We start from the raw sequence: 16904 nt of genomic DNA, 5'->3' as shown, positions 1-16904 counted from the left end.
TGAAAAATTACTGCCCGATGCCCGCGTAGAGCCGGGCGTCGTCGAGCGAGATTTCCGGTCCGGACAAAATCACGAGCCGTTCTACCACATTGCGCAACTCGCGGATGTTTCCGGTCCAGTTCAGTTCCTGGAGGTAGCTCATGGCTTCCGGCTGTATCACCTTGGGCGCGTTGCCGTAGTCGTTTGCAATGTCCTGCAAAAACTTGTCGACCAGCAGCGGAATGTCGTTGCGACGCTCGTTGAGGGGCGGCACGTGGATCAGGATGACTGACAACCGGTGGTACAAATCCTCGCGAAATCTCTTCTCTTCGATTTCCTGTCGCAGGTCTTTGTTGGTGGCGGCAATGACGCGCACATCTACCTTGATCTCTTTGTCGCCTCCCACGCGGGTGATTTTATGCTCCTGCAAAGCCCGCAGCACTTTTGCCTGGGCCGAGAGGCTCATGTCCCCGATTTCGTCCAGAAACAACGTGCCGCCGTTGGCCTGTTCAAACTTGCCGATTCGTTGTTTCACGGCCGACGTAAACGACCCTTTTTCGTGACCGAACAACTCGCTTTCGATCAACTCGCTCGGAATGGCCGCACAGTTCACTTCGATCATCGGTTTGTCGGCACGGCTACTGTGCTTGTGCAACGCCCGCGCCACCAACTCTTTGCCGGCACCGTTCGGGCCGGTGATCAGGACGCGCGCTTCGGTGGGCGCTACCTTCTCAATCGAATCTTTCACCCGCATCATCGGCTCCGACTCGCCCACCATCTCGTCCTTGCGCGAGATTTTTTTCCGCAGCGTTTTGGTCTCGGTGACCAACGTCGATTTATCGAGGGCATTGCGGACGGTCAGCAGCAGACGATTCAGATCCGGTGGTTTCTGAATGAAATCGAACGCTCCTTTTTTGGTAGCATCGACCGCCGTCTCGATGGTTCCGTGCGCCGACACCATGATGAACTGCGTATCTTTCCCTTCGGCCATGGCCTGCTCCAGTACTTCCATCCCGTCCATCTTGGGCATTTTGATATCGCACAGCACCACGTCGTACTGGTTCTTCCGGAACATCTCCAGCCCTTCTTCCCCATCTTTCGCTTCGTCGACCTGGTATTTTTCGTATTCCAGAATTTCCTTCAGCGTGCTGCGAATGCTGCGCTCGTCGTCAATGATCAAGATGTGGGCCATGTGGTGCTAATTTGTGTGAGTGCAAAGTAAAAGAAACGAAGGGTTTGTGCCGATGCGTGTACAATGTAGAGAGATCCCTGTCGAAGATCGTTCCCTTCTTCCGCCATCTGCGGCGCAGTTTGCGAACGCATCGCCTCGCCAGGGATGCTTACGCTACGCCTTGCAATCTGGTGCTTTCTTCTTTCACCGCGTCTACAAAGCATTTGACTTTTTCGGGGTCGATGTCGGGATAGACGCCGTGGCCGAGGTTGGCGATGTGCCGCTGCGGTCCGAATGCCTTCAGCATGTGTCGGGTCTGCTGCCGGATCTCTTCAAAAGAACCGTACAACACACACGGATCAAGGTTGCCCTGCAAGGTTTTGTCCGGTCCCACCAGCCGCCGTGATTCGACCGGGTCCATGGTCCAGTCGAGCCCGATGGTGCGGCAGTTCAACTGTGCCAGTTCCGTTCGGGCAAAAAAGGCGCCTTTGGCGAAAAGGGTGACCGGTACCTCGGGAAGAGCGTCGCAAATCCGCCCCAGGTACGGCAGCGCGAACGTGGCGTATTGCGCCGGCGAGAGCAGCCCCGCCCACGAATCGAACACCTGCACCAGGTCGGCTCCGGCCCGTACTTGCGCCTGCAAATAGCCGATGGTGCTTTCGGTAATCATGTCGAGAAGCGCGTGCGCTAGGGTCGGTTGGTTGTAGAGCATGCGCTTGGCTTTGGAGAAGGTTTTGGAACCGCTGCCTTCCACCATATAAGCAAAAATGGTCCACGGCGCGCCAGCAAAACCAATGAGCGGGACCCGCCCGTTCAATTCGCGCTTTACAAGGCGGATGGCCTCCAGCACGTACCCCAGGTCGCTCTCCGCATCGGCAATGCGCAACCGCCCGATATCCTCTGCCGTCTGCACCGTTTCCGGGAAACGGGGCCCCCGCTTTTCAACCATTTCGTACGGCAGGCCCATGGCTTCGGGAATCACCAGGATGTCGGAGAAAATGATTGCCGCGTCCACATCCAGAATGTCGACGGGCTGGATCGTCACTTCGGCAGCCAGTTCCGGCGTTTGTGCCAGTTCAATAAAGCCGCTGAGGCGGTTGCGGACGGCGCGGTACTCGGGCAGAATACGCCCCGCCTGCCGCATCAGCCAGACGGGCGTTCGTTCGACGGCTTCACCGCGGGCGGCCCGCAGCAGGAGATCGTTTTTCAATTGCATACGCACAAAGGTACAAGGGGAAAGTGGATTGAAGGAGCGGCACGTTGGGGGATCAGCACTGGGATATTTTGTAGGGATACGCTGATGACTTGTAGGTCTTTGATTCCCTTCTGCGCTAAACGCCCTGCCTTTTTTACCGAGCACTCTTCCGACGATTCTACGGGTCTTTTACTTCTCAGCATTGCAGGATTCTTCCAAATGGGGTTCTTTCGTGCTTAAAAGAAACCTGTATGGCGCTGATTATTCCACTACGCGGTACACAACCGCAGTTTGGCAAGAGTTGTTTTCTGGCGGAAAACGCGACCATCGTTGGCGATGTGGTCATGGGCGATGAATGTAGCGTCTGGTTCAACGCCGTGGTACGCGGCGACGTTCACCGCATCCGCATCGGCCACCGGACCAACATCCAGGACGGCGCCATCATCCACTGTACGTACCAAAAAGCCCCGACCATCATCGGCGACGAGGTCTCGATTGCCCACAGTGCCATTGTTCACGGTTGCACGTTGGGCAACAACGTGTTGGTGGGGATGGGCGCGATTGTGATGGACCATGCCGTGGTGGGCGATGGGGCCATCATCGCGGCGGGTGCCGTGGTGTTGGCCGGAACGGAAATCCCTGCCGGCACGCTCTACGCCGGAATGCCCGCCCGGCTGGTAAAGGAAGTCAGTGAAGCCCAGAAGGCGCAGTTTGCGCAGACCGCCCGCAACTACCTGATGTACGCTCGTTGGTATGAGTCGGGGGGCCAGATGACGGAATAAAAAACACCCGGGCTTTACGGCCCGGGTGCCCTAGGGAGACCACACGCTACTCTATCATCATCACTAATAAATCCTCAGGAGGCGGCCAGTGCGCACCTCGGTATCGGTGGTCAGTCGATAAAGGAAACTGTGCTCTTGCAATCCTTCGCTTGTCAGCGTAAAGCTGTACTGGTTGCCTTTTTCTACGGGGCCAGCATAGATGGTTTTGATTTTGTGCCCATACAAGTCGAACAACTCCAACGTTGCCTCACCGGTATGCGTCGCGACGAAGGCAAGCGTGGTCTCGGTATGGAACGGATTGGGGTAAACGTCTACCTCGGTTCCAATCTCCACCTTCCGTGAAGCCACTGGCTGTTCCTGCGCGCAGGCCGTCAGGTCAATCGTATACGTTTCGGTGTAGCGACCGGCGTGACCTTCCAACTGCAAAGGCGCCTCCGGATCGAATCCGCTGACGGTGACCTCGAATACATCCGTGTTGTTTTTGAACGTATCGTTGCCACGCGGCGTAAACTTCACACTCGGGAAGCCGGGGTTGCCATTCCAGCCGGTCAGTTCGACGTCGTAGCGGCCCAGATCGCCTTCGAACGTAGCGGGAAGATCCACTACCTGCCCGTTGCCGATGCCGACGGCTACGTAGCTGACAGCGTTTTTACAGTGGTTTACGGCCTCTACCGTGTAGGTTGTAGTCCCGTCGGCATTGGTAGTATAACCCAGGAAGCGGAAGGTAAAGCATTCGCCTCCTACTTCTACGACACAGGGTACTGCCGGTACGCCTTCCTCCTGATCCGGTTCGTCTTCCGAGCCCTCGTCCGTTTCGGCGCCGTTGTCGCCAGGATTTCCGTCAGAACCGTCACCACCGCCTTGATCAAGATCGGTCCCATCGTGGTTGTCATCTTCCGGCGTCCCTTCTCCATCGCCTTCGTCACTGCCCGAATCATCATCGCCCGGAGTTTCGCCAGACGTGCCGTCACCAGCATCCGGGTCATTGTCCGGATCTTCGTCACCCGTACCTGGGTCTTCGGTGCCGCCATCAGAAGTGTCGTCATCGCCGGTATCCGCATCGGGATCATCAGATGAATCCTCGTCGCTTCCCTCATTTCCGGAATCATCGCCAGTACCGTCGTCGGTGCCACTGTCGGGATCATCGCTGCCGCCCTCATCGGTACTATCGTCCGTTTCGTCGTCAGGGTTGTCGTCACTCGGATCATCGGTCGGATCGTCCACGGGCGTCTCCTCTACGGTGAGTTGCAGGCTACAGGTTTGTGTACACCCCTCTGCTGTGACGGCCATTAACGAAAGGGTTGCCACCGATCCGAGCGTGCCGGTCTGGTACGTGAGGGTCGGAGTGCCTTGTCCTTCGACAATGGTCCACTGTCCATCGGTCGAAGTGAGCGTCCAGGTCAGTTGCGCTGCGTCTCCTACCGAAGCGGTGACCGTTTGTACTGTAAATTCCGCAGAAGCCGATGCAGTACTACTCAGAAGACATGGCGTGGCAGTGGCTTCAGGAACGTCTACACTCAGCGTAATGATACAGCCTTGCGCATCCCAGATCATTACTTCATAGGTACCGGCCATTAATCCGTCCCGCGAGGCTTCCATGCTACCGGTATCGGTCCACATGTAGTTGTAAGGAGCTACGCCCCCCGTCACCGTCACTACTGCTTTGCCCGGATCGCCGGTGCAAGAAGCAGGTACGACCTCGGCTGTAGCGTCGAGCGGTGCGCCCGCAGGTGCGACGGTGATCTGTTCGGTAGTACGACAGCCTCTGCTATCGGTAATCGTCACCTCGTATTGGCCTACCACTGCGCCGTACAGGTGCTGGTCGGTGCCTTGCGATTCGCCATTCAGCGTCCATTCATACGCATAAGGACCAATCCCACCCTGCGGATAGGCTTCCAGCGTACGCTCGGCGCCGCTGCACCCGCCGCTGGTCTGCAGCTGCACCGTCAGCGGTTCGGGCGCGCTGATGGTAAGTTGCTCTTCTATACGACAGCCCTGTGTGTCTGTAGCCGTCACCACATACGTGCCGGGCTCTGTCAGGTGCAAGGTCTGCCCTATGGCGGTAGCACCGGTAGCTGTATTACGCCAGGTGTAGGTAAAACTGCCGCTTCCCCCAAACGCCACCACCAACACGTCGGCGGCAAAACCCGCTTCGCAGGGCGCATAGGTAACGTCGTGGAACAGTTCCAATGCCGGTGGGGCTTTTAAAGTGACTGACCCCGTGACGGAGCAACCGCCGGCGTCTTTTACGGTCACCTGATAAACACCCGGGGCTACTGACGTCAGGTCTTGGGTAGTAGCGCCGTTCGACCATGTGTATTGATAGATCCCACTTCCTCCCGTGAGGCGCAGATCAATGTCGCCTCGTCCGGTGGCGCAAGTCGGCTCGGTAGTCGCGAAACTCAGACGGAGCGGCTCCATCGGCTTCACTTCCACCTGCGCTCTTGCCTCACAGTCGCGCTGGTCGTACACCGATACGGTATACACCCCTGGCGCTACGCCGTCCAGGGTCGTAGCCGACGAGCCGTTGTGCGTCCAGCGGTAGGTATACGGACCGATCCCGCCCGTGGCTTCCGCCACGAGTTGCGTGGCACCACCCGCGCAGTTACCGTTCATTTGAATGGTAGCGGTAAGCGGAACGGGCGGGGCGATGTGCACCGTTTTCTGAGACGTACACCCCTCCGCATTAGTCATGAAGACCGTATAATCGCCGGGTTGCAAGCCGAAGACCTGCTGCGAGGTGGCAAAGGTGGTTTGGGTAGCATCTTCCACCCATCGGTAAGTAAACGTCCCCTCAGTAGCGGCCATGGCGTAGACATCGACCGCAAACTGGCCTGATTCGCAACTGGAGTAATAAAGGTAGGTCTGCACTTCGGCCGGAGGAGGGGCCGCCAGCGTCACTTCGGTCACCGCTTCGCATCCGCTTTCGTCGCGCACGGTAAGCACGTAGGTGCCGGCAGCCAGTCCGGTCAGGTCTTCTGACGAAGCTCCGTTTGACCATTGGTAGGTGTAGTGTCCTGATCCCCCGGTAACGGTTGCGTCGATTGCTCCCGCGGCCTGACAGCCCGGTGCTTGCGTCGTGAACGACACCCGCAGCGGCTCGCCACTGACCACCACCGCTTCGGCGGAGGCCTGGCAGCCCGTGGCGTCCGTTACCGTTACCTGGTAAGCTCCACTGGATACGTTTTCCAACGAAGCGGTCTGAGCGCCGGTAGACCAAGCATAGGTGTAAGGTGCCGTCCCGCCGGTAGTTTCTAATGTGATCGCTCCGCCGCCGGCACCACACCCTGCCGACGAGGCATGGGCCTTTACCTGAAACGTCGGTTCAGCTTCCACTCGTACCGTTGTCGCCACGGAACACCCACCCTGATCGGTCACCTGCACAGCATACGTACCGGGCAACAGGTCATCGCGCGTTGAGGCGGTAGTGCCGTCGGGCCAGAGAAAGGTGTAAGGGGCGGTTCCACCGGTCGCGTAGAGGGCGGCCCGATGTTCAGGCGCACACCCGTTTCCGGATACGTCGGCCGTCAGACGCAACGCTTCCGGCTGCGTAATGGTCGTTTCCGCAGAAGCTTCGCAACCCTTGGCGTCAGTCACCGTCACCCGGTACGTCCCGGCCGCCAGCCCCGTTAAGGATGTCCCATGCGCCCACTGAATTTGGTACGGGGCCTGTCCGCCCTCTACCGTGAGCGATACACTGCCGTCCACAGCCCCGAAACACGAAACCGGTTGGGCTGTCACCTGCAAACGCGGTGCTTCTGTTTCTTGCGTCACCTCCAACGAGGCCGAGGCCGAACAGCCGCCGGGCAACGTCACGGTGACGTTATAGACACCGGGCTGCGTGGCGATCGGTTCGTGCGCCTGCGATACAAAGCCGGCCGGTCCTTCCCAGCGATACGATGCCTCTGACAAATCAATTCCTTCTTCCGAGGCGTTCGCCCGCAAGGGCACCTGCGTCGTACGGCACGTCAGCGTCTGAGGCTGCGTGGTCAGCTGCAGGCTCGTTCCTTTCCCGAACGGAACAGGCTCCGTAAAGTCTTTGAGCTCAGCCGTAAACTGGTGAGAGGTTCGCGTTTTGACGACCACATACCCCAAGGGCTGGCCGCACTGTACGTGCGCTTGCGCGGCGATCCACCCGAGCTGCGACAAATCGGCACCGACTTCCACAAACTGATGCGGGACGTAAGTACTGCGCCATGCTGCCTTTTCGCCTTCGAGCGTGCCCCAGGGACCAGCCGATACTTCCTGGTCGTTCATGCTTCCGACGGCCTGTGCGGCCGTAAACGTAACTTCAGCGTAACCGTACAATCCGGAACCCTGGCCGGCCTGAAACGCTCCCGTAAAATGAAATGCAGCGTTTGCCAGCGCATTATACGCCTCCAGCGAACCGCCGGGCAATTGACTCGGAGCGACCCAGACCCGAATACTCAGTTGCAGGTCACTTCCGCCGCGTTCTTTGTCGGCCGACAAAATCAGATCACCTGCCTGCACAATGCGACCGTCAGGTCCGAACCGAAAGGCCGTGTGGCCTCCGTCCGTTCCTTGACTGACAAAACCCGTCGCGTTGACATGGATCGCCTGCTGGTAAAATTCAAAATCGATGTGGGCGGTGCCGTCGGCCGATCGCGTAGCCGCCCCTCCTACAAACCAAAGCTGGTCGCCCTGACGGCGGAGGTGGGCCATGACATCCACCAGGTCGTTCTTCTGAGGAACTGAACCCGTGCCCACCGACCACGAGGCGGGTGCATCGCCATTTTTGTTCGACCCGTTGCGAAAAATCGTGGCGTCGGTAGCGTTTTGGGCCGAGATATAATCCCGGTAGAAGAACGCATCCATGCCTGCATGATCCGTGGCCTGCCCTACCGAAAACGGTTGGTTGCGTTGTTGTGCGTTGCGTGCGTTCTTCAGCGTAGCGGCAACCGAGGCCCCGTTGGTTTCGTCCAGCACACCTGCGGTTACCGTTCCCCGAAACCAGTCGGCCGCCGAGGCGGCTTCGACGTTGGCATCGACCTCAAAGCCGGCTACCGTTGTGGACTGCGCCAGGAGCAGCGTCGGCACACCGAAGAACGTTGCCATTATAGCGTACCGCCAGCCGTGCGCAAGTACTCCGCGCAACGTGCATAACCATACGAATGTGTAGAATTTAATTTTTCCCATATTCCTCCGATTGGTGGAGGAACCAAGATAGAAGGAACGGGGCGCGGCGGCACACCTGCCGTACGGGCCGGTGTTAAACGTGTGTAAAGACTACGTCGGCAACCGAGGCCGGCAAGCGCAGGAGCGCAAAAGGGCGGGAAATATGCGCTTCATTTAGCGCCCATCATAGGACAAAGCAAATTCAATGCATCACTATACCACTAGAAAAAATCAGCTTACTGTTTCTATCTCGGGATTTTAAGAGGCTTGCCCTGAGCGGGATGCCAAGCAAACATCCGCAGGCTATGCCCTGCACACCGTCAAGAGGACGGGGAATTCCTTACCTCTTTTCTGTGGCATGTATGAAATCTGGTCTTTCTTATCCTTCCGTCACACCTAATTCAATCACCCTCCCGTACGCTACGCAAGAGGTAAAAAACTAAAACTAACCCTATCACAACCAAGGGGTTATTGGCGCTTTTTGCAGTATGATTCACCATCAGGAAACCGTTATCCATGCTGACAGTCGCAGTCAAAAAAATATAATTATTTCCACAAACCATTGTTAGCACTATCCGCCGGTATCAGCGTGGTAATTAGAAGTGCAGCGTCACGACGGTACCCTTTTCCGGCTCGGATTGCACTTGCAGGCTTCCCCGATGCAGGCGCATGATTTGGCGCGACAGACTCAGCCCTACGCCCGAACCGTTTTTCTTGGTCGTGAAGAATGGCACAAAAACCTGCTCCAGCAGATTGGGCGGAATGCCGGGACCGTTGTCCTTTACCTGCAGCGCGACTCGCCCGTTCGGTTGCACGTATCCCACCAGCCACAGCACAGGCGAAGGCCATGCCTGCAAGGCGTCCAATGCGTTGAGCATCAGGTTAATCAGCACTTGTTCCAGCAGCTCAGGATCGGCCGTTACACGTAAGGTCTCCGGTGTAACCTGCAGTTTCAGAGCAACTTGTTGCGCTTCCAGGCGAGGACGGTGCAACGCGATCACCCGCCGAAAAAGAGCCAGCACCTCCACGTCCGTGAAAACAGGCACCGGCATTTGGGTCAGGCTGCGGTAATCTTCCACAAAGTGCGCCATCCCTTTGCTTCGCTTTTCGATGGTCCGCAGGCTTTCGAGCAAATCGGTCGTCTCTTCTTCGTCCAGGGTGGTTTTGCCGGGGCTTGCTGGCACCATGCCTTCCACCATCTGATGCGTGACGGAAGCCAGCGTCGCGATGGGAATGACCGAGTTCATAATTTCGTGCGTCAGCACACGAATCAGCTTCTGCCACGACTCCACCTCCTGGGCTTCCAGCTCAGAACGAATGTCTTGAAACGAAACCAGCTTCAGCCATTCGCCTTCCAGCTTCAGCTCCGTGGCCTGCACGGAAAGGTTCATCAACTGTCCCTGCATAACCAGCCGCACCAGTTCGCGCTGCCCCGACGGCAACCGCTCCAACACCGCCGTCAACGCCGGCGCATGGTCGGCTACCTCGCGCAGGTTCTGTATGTTTTTCAGGTAGGGCCGCCGGAACAGTTGCCGGGCGGCCTCGTTCATCAGCCGTATTTCTCCGGCAGCATCGAAACAAAGCAGCGCCACCCCCACGTGCTGCACAATGGTCTGGAGGTACAGATGCTCCGATTCGCGTTCGCGCCGCAATTGCTGGAACACCTGCATGATGTCCTGAAACGCCTGCCCGATCAGTTCCTCATGCAGATTCCGCGCCCGACGGCGATAGTTACCCGTAAAATCGCCCTGCCGGATCGACAACAGAAAATTGCCCAGATCGCGCTGGGTGCGCTCCACGTAGCGGATCAGTTCTCCCGTCAATAACGCCGCGAACAACCCCAGCCAACCCGCCACCAGCCAGAAGTGCGTCTGCGTCGTAAGCACAGCCGCAAACCCCAGCAGCAGAATCAGGCCGACCCGAATCAGTATTCCCCAACGGAAGCGGTTAAAGGCCATACTTCTCCATTTTTCGATAGAGGGTGGTGCGCCCCAGCCCCAGTTCGGCGGCCGCCTGCGAGAGATTGCCCCGGTGCTTTTCGATGGCTTTTTGAATGGCTTCGCGCTCCAGCGTTTCAAGGTGATACGACGGCGGGGGCTCCGGTCGCCGCGCCCGGCGCGTAGCACTTCCCGCGGCGGTGCCGGTCAGCAGAAAATCGGCCGGGTGTAACAGGCGCTGCTCACTCATAATCACCGCCCGCTCCACAGCATGTTGCAACTCCCGGATGTTGCCGGGCCAGGCGTAATGCAGCAACTTTTCGTGCGCGGCTGCATCGAGTTGCACTTCCGCTTTCTGATATTTTCGACGGTAGAGGTCCAGGTAATGCGCCACCAGCAGCGGAACATCTTCCGGACGCTCGCGCAACGGCGGCAACGAAAGCTCGACGGTGTTGATGCGGTAGAGCAGGTCCTGACGAAACGCGCCTTCTTCCACCCGTTCGTAGAGCGGTTGGTTGGTAGCACAGATCAGGCGAATGTCGACCGACGTCGGGTGATTTGCCCCCACGCGGGTGACCTGCCGGCTTTGCAGCGCAGTCAGTAGCTTGGCCTGCAAGGGCAGCGATACGTTGCCGATTTCATCGAGAAACAAGGTGCCGCCGTGCGCCAGCTCGAACCGACCGGGCCGGTCTTCCTTCGCGTCGGTAAATGCTCCCTTTCGGTGACCAAACAGTTCGCTCTCGAAGAGCGTCTCCGAAATGGCCCCCAGGTCGACCTTGATAAACGGCGCCGCGGCCCGTCCCGACTGCCGGTGGATGGCCCGGGCCACCAGTTCTTTCCCGGTGCCGTTTTCGCCCAGAATCAGCACATTCGCGTTGGTATCGGCTACTTTCCGAATGGCCTCAAAGACTAGCTCCATGGCGGGCGACTGGCTTATGATTTCTGCGAACGGACGGTCCAAATCCTGCTGCCACATCTGCTCCCGCGATTTCAGTTGCGCCACTTCGCGACGGGCCCGGCTCAGTTCGTACACGTTTCGCACCGTGGTCAGCAGCTTTTCTTTTTCCCAGGGCTTCACCAGAAAATCAATGGCGCCTTCCTTCATGGCTTCGACCGCAATCGCAATATCGCCGTAAGCCGTGTTCATCACCACCTGCGTTTCAGGCGCCAGTTCACGCAGTTTTCGTAGCCAGTAAAGTCCCTCTTTGCCGTCGGTGGCACCGGGCGTAAAATTCATGTCTAGCAAAACCACATCGTAGTGCGCTTCGCGCAACAGGTCAGGAATACGGCCAGGATCGCTTTCGGTCTGCACGTGCGCAAAATGGGGTTTCAGGATGAGGCGAGCCGTATGCAGGACGTCGCGGTCGTCGTCGAGCACCAGGACGGGGATATGCGCAGTAGAATGAGAATGCACGGGGTAAAGAAAAATAAAGTAGCATGATCGGCGGGAGGGCGATAGGTTAACGAAAAATAAGCAATTGCTCCGTATGTTGTCATCCTCCTGGCCAGAAAATGATTTACAGGCTCGACGTGTTCCACAATGGAACACTACGCTGTTTCATTATGGAACGCTTTCGTGGAATCACACGAACAATAAAAAATCACAAACATCTGATTTTCAACCCATTATTATAATGGCACACCAATTGACAAGGGGACATTACCCTACCAACCTCTGGTAACCATAATTGCCGTACGTATGCTCCGTAACTACTTTCTGATCGCCTGGCGGAACCTGAAGAAAAATAAGGTCTTCTCCCTCATCAACCTCCTGGGACTGGCCGTGGGCATGGCGGCTTGCCTGCTGATTTTACAGTACGTCAGTTTCGAGCTGAGCTACGACGATTTCCGCCGTTCGAATATTCATCGTGTTGTGGATGCGTTCAGTACGCTCAACGGAGAGGTTACCAGCCAGCGGGCGCAGACGACACCCGCCATAGCGCCCGCGATGCGGCGTGACCTGCCGGAGGTAATTCGTGCGGCACGGGTGGTGCATACAGGGCCGCTGATGTCGGACCCCGTGCTGCAAGTGGGCGACCGGAGCTTTCATGAGGAGCGGATTTATTTCGCCGACTCTTCTTTCCTGAACCTGTTCTCTTACCAGCTTACGCAGGGGGATGTGAACCGGGCGCTGGCCCAACCCAACAGTGTCGTGCTTTCCCAGCGCATGGCGGACAAGTATTTCCCCGGGCAAGATCCCCTTCATCAGACGATGACGTTCTACCAAGGCGAACGCGGCCCACTGGCCTTGCAAGTGACGGGCGTCTTTGCCGATTTGCCCGCGGCCACCCACCTGCATACGGACGTCCTGGTATCGTTCAATTCCATTCCGTTCAACCTCGACGAAGTCTGGGACTGGGGTAATTTTTACAATTATGTAGAACTGGCCCCCGGCACCGATCCGGCAGCGATGGAAGCGAAGCTGGCTACCTTTCTGGAACGCTACCTGGGCGACTGGCTGGCCCAACTCCGTGCGGAAGGTTCGCGCTATCAATTGGTGCTCCAGCCGATTCAGACCATCCACCTCGATTCTGATTTGCAGGCGGAGGCGGAAGCGAACGGAAGCCGCCGTGCCGTCGAATTTCTGGTCGTGATCGCGCTCTTCATCCTGGTAATCGCCTGGATCAACTACTTGAACCTGACCACCGCCAAATCGGCGGAACGGGCACGCGAAATCAGCATCCGCAAGGCCGTCGGCTCCAGTCGTAGGCAACTCATGGGGCAGTTTCTGGCCGAATCGGTGCTTGTCAACCTGGGGGCCGCGGCCCTGGCCCTGACCCTCTCGCAGCTGCTCCTGCCCTGGTTTTCGACGCTGGTGGGAAGTCCGCTTGCCACGACCTTTCAGCCGTGGGTGGGGTGGGCGACGGTGGGCTTGTTTCTTGTCGGAGCTTTCTGCTCTGGGTTCTACCCGGCCTTTGTGCTGTCGGCTTATCCCCCGCTGCGGGGCCTCAAGTCCCGATCGGTTACCTCGCCGCAGGGCGTTCACACCCGGAAAGTATTGGTGGTTTTTCAGTTTGCGGCTTCCATCGCGCTGATTGCCGGGACATTGGCGGTACAACGCCAACTTCAGTACATGCAAGAGCAGGACTTAGGGTTGCAACTGGACCAGACGCTGGTGGTAAAGGGGCCGGGCATCAAAGATTCTACCTACCAGCATCACCTCACGTATTTTAAGCAGGAAGCGGCCCGCCTGCCGTCGGTGCAGCGCGTGGCCGTCTCCTCGTCTGTTCCCGGCCAGCGGGTGTCGTGGGGGCGTGGTTTCTACCGACCGAACCAGCCAGACGCGCGGCAGAGCGTGCACATCATCGCCATCGACGAAGACTTTTTCGACCTTTACGGGGCTAAGCTCGCGGCCGGACGCAACTTTTCTGAAGAAATAACTTCCGATCGGGAGGCGGTGATTTTCAACGAAGAAGCGATCCGACTCCTGGGTTTTCCCGACGCGGAAAGCGCCATCGGGCAGTCGGTCGTGTGGGACGAATCTGGTAACCAACACTTAGAAAAGCAGATCGTCGGGGTCGTCAAAGATTTTCATCAGCAGTCGCTGCATCAGGCCGTAGGCCCGATCGTCTTTGCCCTGAAGCGGTACCTGAATGCACCGTGGGCGGGAGAATATTATTCATTTAAATTGAAGACCGATCGCCTCCCCGCCACGCTCGATCAACTCCAAACCACGTGGGCACAGGCGTTCCAGGAAAGTCCGTTCGATGCCTTTTTTCTCGACGATTTCTTCAACGCGCAGTACCAGGCCGATCAGCAGTTCGGACGCGTCTTCGGTCTGTTCGCCGGGTTAGCAATTTTCATCGCCTGCCTGGGTCTCTTTGGTCTGTCGTCTTACACCCTCCTGCAACGCACAAAAGAGATCGGCATCCGCAAAGTGCTGGGGGCGGAAGTGCCCGGGCTGGTACGGCTGCTGGCGCAGGACTTCATCCGACTGGTGCTGATCGCCAGTGTGCTCGCCATCCCGCTGGTGTACCTGGGCATTCGCCAGTGGCTGACGCACTACGCATACCGCACCGACATTTCGTGGCCACTTCTGGCGTTGCCGGTGGGGGTTGTGCTTCTGATCGCGGTGTGTACCATCAGCTTTCAAACGGTGAAAGCGGCCTTTTCCAATCCGGTCGAGGCGCTGCGCAGTGAGTAGGCACAGGGCGCACGGGGCAGAGCGCAGAGAGCCAAGCGTGAGGTGCGAAGTGTGAAGTACAAAGACTTGCAACCTGAGACCTAATAATTCCATCAACCAATAACCATGACCCGCAACTACCTTCTTATCGCCTGGCGGAACCTGAAGAAAAATAAGGTGTTCTCGCTCATCAACATTGCCGGGTTGGCTGTAGGCATGGCCGCGTGTCTGTTGATTTTGCAATACGTCAGCTTCGAATTGAGCTACGATGCCTTTCACGAAAACGCGGATCAGGTGTATCGCGTCACCGTCAGTGGGTACAAAAACGGCCAGCTCGATGTGCAGGTACCCAAAGTTTTTTCGGCGGCGGGGCCAGCACTCAAAAAAGACTTTCCCGAAGTAGCGGAGTATGCGCGCCTCTGGCCCATTAACGGCACGCTGGCCCTGACCCACGATGCGATCGTCTTCAACGAACGCCGTGTTTTCTTTGCCGACCCGTCGGTGCTACGGCTTTTCACCTTTCGGGTACAGCCCGGTGCAACCGGTCATTTGCTGGAACAGCCCTCTACGGGTCTGCTTTCTGCTTCGGCGGCACGGCGCTATTTTGGCGAAGAAGATCCCGTGGGCAAAACGCTCGTCGCCCAGGAAGGGACTCACACGCTTCCGTTCACTGTTCAGGGCGTCTTTGACGATCTGTCCGAAAACTCTCACCTGCAAGTCGACTTCCTGTTTTCGCACGCTACACTGCCCTCCATCATGGGGGAAACCGGGGCCGACCACGACTGGGAATCAGCGTTGTTTTACACCTACCTCCTCCTCCAACCCGGCACCGACCCCGACCAACTGGCGGCCAAGTTCCCGGCCTTTGTGGAGCGGTACGTTCACATGCCGCAGTTGCAGATCGCATTCGCGTTACAGCCGCTGCGCGATATTTATCTCTATTCAGACATGGTGCAGGAAATCCGGGTGAACGGCAACGGGAACGCCGTGTACCTGCTGCTGGCCATTGCGCTGTTCCTGATGTTGATTGCCTGGATGAATTACGTGAACCTTTCGACCGCACGCGCCCTGGAAAGGGCTCAGGAAATCGGTGTCCGGAAAGTCGCGGGGGCCAGTCGCACGCAACTAGTGCAGCAGTTTGTGCTGGAATCCGTGCTGCTCAACGCGCTGAGCATGGTCCTGGCGCTGACCTTGTTTCAATTACTGCAACCTTATTTTGCACAACTGACCGGTAAACCGCTGCGGGGGTTGCCCTTTCCGGTTGAATTGCTGGTCATTGCTTTTTTCGGGCTGGGCACTGTCGGTGCGGCGCTCTACCCGGCCTGGGTGCTTTCTTCGTTCCGCCCTATGGCAGTACTCAAAGGTAAGATCTACCACCGCGGGCGCGGCTATCGGTTGCGGCAGGGACTCGTCGTCTTTCAGTTCACCACGTCCCTGTTGCTGATCGCCGGCACCTTCGTTGTCGCCCGCCAGTTGCATTTTATGCGCCATCAGCCGCTGGGCATGGACCTCAACCAACTCTTGGTGCTGACCACCCCCGATGTGGTAGACACTGCATACGCCACTCAGGCCCAGCGTTTTAAGGACGAGTTAGAAAACCATGCTGCCTTCTCGTCGGTGGTCTATACCACGAGCATTCCCGCCAAACCCGACAACATCATCCACGGGGGCCTGCGCAAAGCGGGGACGCCTGCCACCGAAGGGGTGCAGTTCTACAACGTCGGCATCGACCAGTCGTTCGTCGACGCGTTTGCACTGCAACTACTGGCCGGTCGGAATTTCTCTCCGCAGCTAGACCCGCCCCACGAAACGGCCCTCTTGAACGAAGAAGCCGCCCGGGCCATCGGATTTCAACATCCCGAAGAGGCCGTCGGCCAAACCATCGCCAGCAATTCCTGGTCGTTGATTACGGTGGTCGGGGTCGTCAAAAACTTTCACCAGCAATCCCTCAAGTCCTCCCACAAACCGATGGTGCTGTACTACGGTCCCGACCCCACGGATCAGATCGGGTACTTCGCGATCAAGATGCGGACCGACGGCCGCCCGCACACGGTGCAGGAAAACATCGATCAACTGGAAGCGGCCTGGCAAAACGCGTTTCCGGGAAATCCGTTCGACTATTTCTTTCTGGACGATTATTTCGATGCCCAGTACCGGGCCGATCAGCGTTTCGGGTGGGTCTTCGGGGTGTTTACGGTGCTGGCAATCGGCATTGCGTGCCTGGGCCTATGGGGGCTTTCGCTGCTCGCTACGTCTCAACGCGCCAAAGAGATGAGTGTACGCAAAATTCTGGGCGCGCCGTTTTCCACGCTCCTTCTGCTCCTGACCAAAGATTTCGCAAAGCTGCTTTTGCTGGCGAACCTCGTAGCCTGGCCCCTGGCCTACTGGGGCATCCGAACGTGGTTAGCAAATTACCCTTTTCGTATCGACATCAGCCTTGGGCTATTTCTCGTGCCGTCGTTGCTCGTCTTCTTCATTGCGCTGCTCACCGTTAGCGTCCAAACCGTGAAGACCGCCCTGGTCAACCCGGCAGATTCGTTGCGAAGTGAGTAAGCGCGGGGCGCAAAGGACAGAGAGTAGA

General features: G+C 57.9%; 8 protein-coding genes. 3 read left to right on the top strand and 5 right to left on the bottom strand.

Annotated features, from left to right (window positions below; translation table 11 throughout):
- Positions 1 to 7: 7 nt before the first annotated feature.
- Complete coding sequence (locus BLR44_RS10900; protein WP_089681729.1) at positions 8 to 1171, bottom strand: sigma-54-dependent transcriptional regulator; 1164 nt, start codon at positions 1169 to 1171, stop codon at positions 8 to 10.
- 148 nt (positions 1172 to 1319) lie between these two features.
- Positions 1320 to 2366: a uroporphyrinogen decarboxylase gene (hemE, locus tag BLR44_RS10895; protein ID WP_089681728.1), complete on the bottom strand. Its 1047-nt coding sequence runs from the start codon at positions 2364 to 2366 to the stop codon at positions 1320 to 1322.
- Positions 2367 to 2596: 230 nt separating this feature from the next.
- Between hemE and BLR44_RS10890 the strand changes: the two genes are divergently transcribed.
- Positions 2597 to 3127: a gamma carbonic anhydrase family protein gene (locus BLR44_RS10890; protein ID WP_089681727.1), complete on the top strand. Its 531-nt coding sequence runs from the start codon at positions 2597 to 2599 to the stop codon at positions 3125 to 3127.
- A gap of 63 nt (positions 3128 to 3190) precedes the next feature.
- Here BLR44_RS10890 and BLR44_RS10885 read toward each other — a convergent pair whose 3' ends face one another.
- The 3 genes from BLR44_RS10885 to BLR44_RS10875 form a co-directional block, all read right to left on the bottom strand.
- Positions 3191 to 8203, bottom strand: coding sequence for a hypothetical protein (locus tag BLR44_RS10885; protein WP_176955985.1), 5013 nt, complete (start codon positions 8201 to 8203; stop codon positions 3191 to 3193).
- A gap of 656 nt (positions 8204 to 8859) precedes the next feature.
- Entirely contained in the window at positions 8860 to 10221 is a 1362-nt protein-coding gene (locus tag BLR44_RS10880) for a sensor histidine kinase (RefSeq protein WP_089681725.1), read from the bottom strand.
- Entirely contained in the window at positions 10211 to 11614 is a 1404-nt protein-coding gene (locus BLR44_RS10875) for a sigma-54-dependent transcriptional regulator (RefSeq protein ID WP_245706030.1), read from the bottom strand. Before BLR44_RS10875 ends, BLR44_RS10880 begins: the two co-directional genes overlap by 11 nt.
- 285 nt (positions 11615 to 11899) lie before the next feature.
- Between BLR44_RS10875 and BLR44_RS10870 the strand changes: the two genes are divergently transcribed.
- Together BLR44_RS10870 and BLR44_RS10865 are read left to right on the top strand one after the other, a co-directional pair.
- On the top strand, positions 11900 to 14344 hold the full coding sequence (locus BLR44_RS10870; protein ID WP_089681723.1) for an ABC transporter permease: 2445 nt from the start codon (positions 11900 to 11902) through the stop codon (positions 14342 to 14344).
- A gap of 105 nt (positions 14345 to 14449) precedes the next feature.
- A complete protein-coding gene (locus tag BLR44_RS10865; RefSeq protein ID WP_089681722.1) occupies positions 14450 to 16876 on the top strand; it encodes an ABC transporter permease in 2427 nt (808 codons plus the stop codon).
- Positions 16877 to 16904: the final 28 nt, after the last annotated feature.

It is taken from the genome of Catalinimonas alkaloidigena, assembly GCF_900100765.1.
GTDB classification, from domain to species: Bacteria; Bacteroidota; Bacteroidia; order Cytophagales; family Flexibacteraceae; genus Mooreia; species Mooreia alkaloidigena.
Note: the sequence above shows the minus strand (reverse complement) of the source record. Positions and strands in the feature narration are given on the sequence as shown.

What these genes read in the sequence shown, in the direction of transcription:
- BLR44_RS10900 (WP_089681729.1), bottom strand. Translation starts at nt 1,171, where the DNA reads ATGGCCCACATCTTGATCATTGACGACGAGCGCAGCATTCGCAGCACG.
- hemE (WP_089681728.1), bottom strand. Translation starts at nt 2,366, where the DNA reads ATGCAATTGAAAAACGATCTCCTGCTGCGGGCCGCCCGCGGTGAAGCC.
- BLR44_RS10890 (WP_089681727.1), top strand. Translation starts at nt 2,597, where the DNA reads ATGGCGCTGATTATTCCACTACGCGGTACACAACCGCAGTTTGGCAAG.
- BLR44_RS10885 (WP_176955985.1), bottom strand. Translation starts at nt 8,203, where the DNA reads ATGGCAACGTTCTTCGGTGTGCCGACGCTGCTCCTGGCGCAGTCCACA.
- BLR44_RS10880 (WP_089681725.1), bottom strand. Translation starts at nt 10,221, where the DNA reads ATGGCCTTTAACCGCTTCCGTTGGGGAATACTGATTCGGGTCGGCCTG.
- BLR44_RS10870 (WP_089681723.1), top strand. Translation starts at nt 11,900, where the DNA reads ATGCTCCGTAACTACTTTCTGATCGCCTGGCGGAACCTGAAGAAAAAT.
- BLR44_RS10865 (WP_089681722.1), top strand. Translation starts at nt 14,450, where the DNA reads ATGACCCGCAACTACCTTCTTATCGCCTGGCGGAACCTGAAGAAAAAT.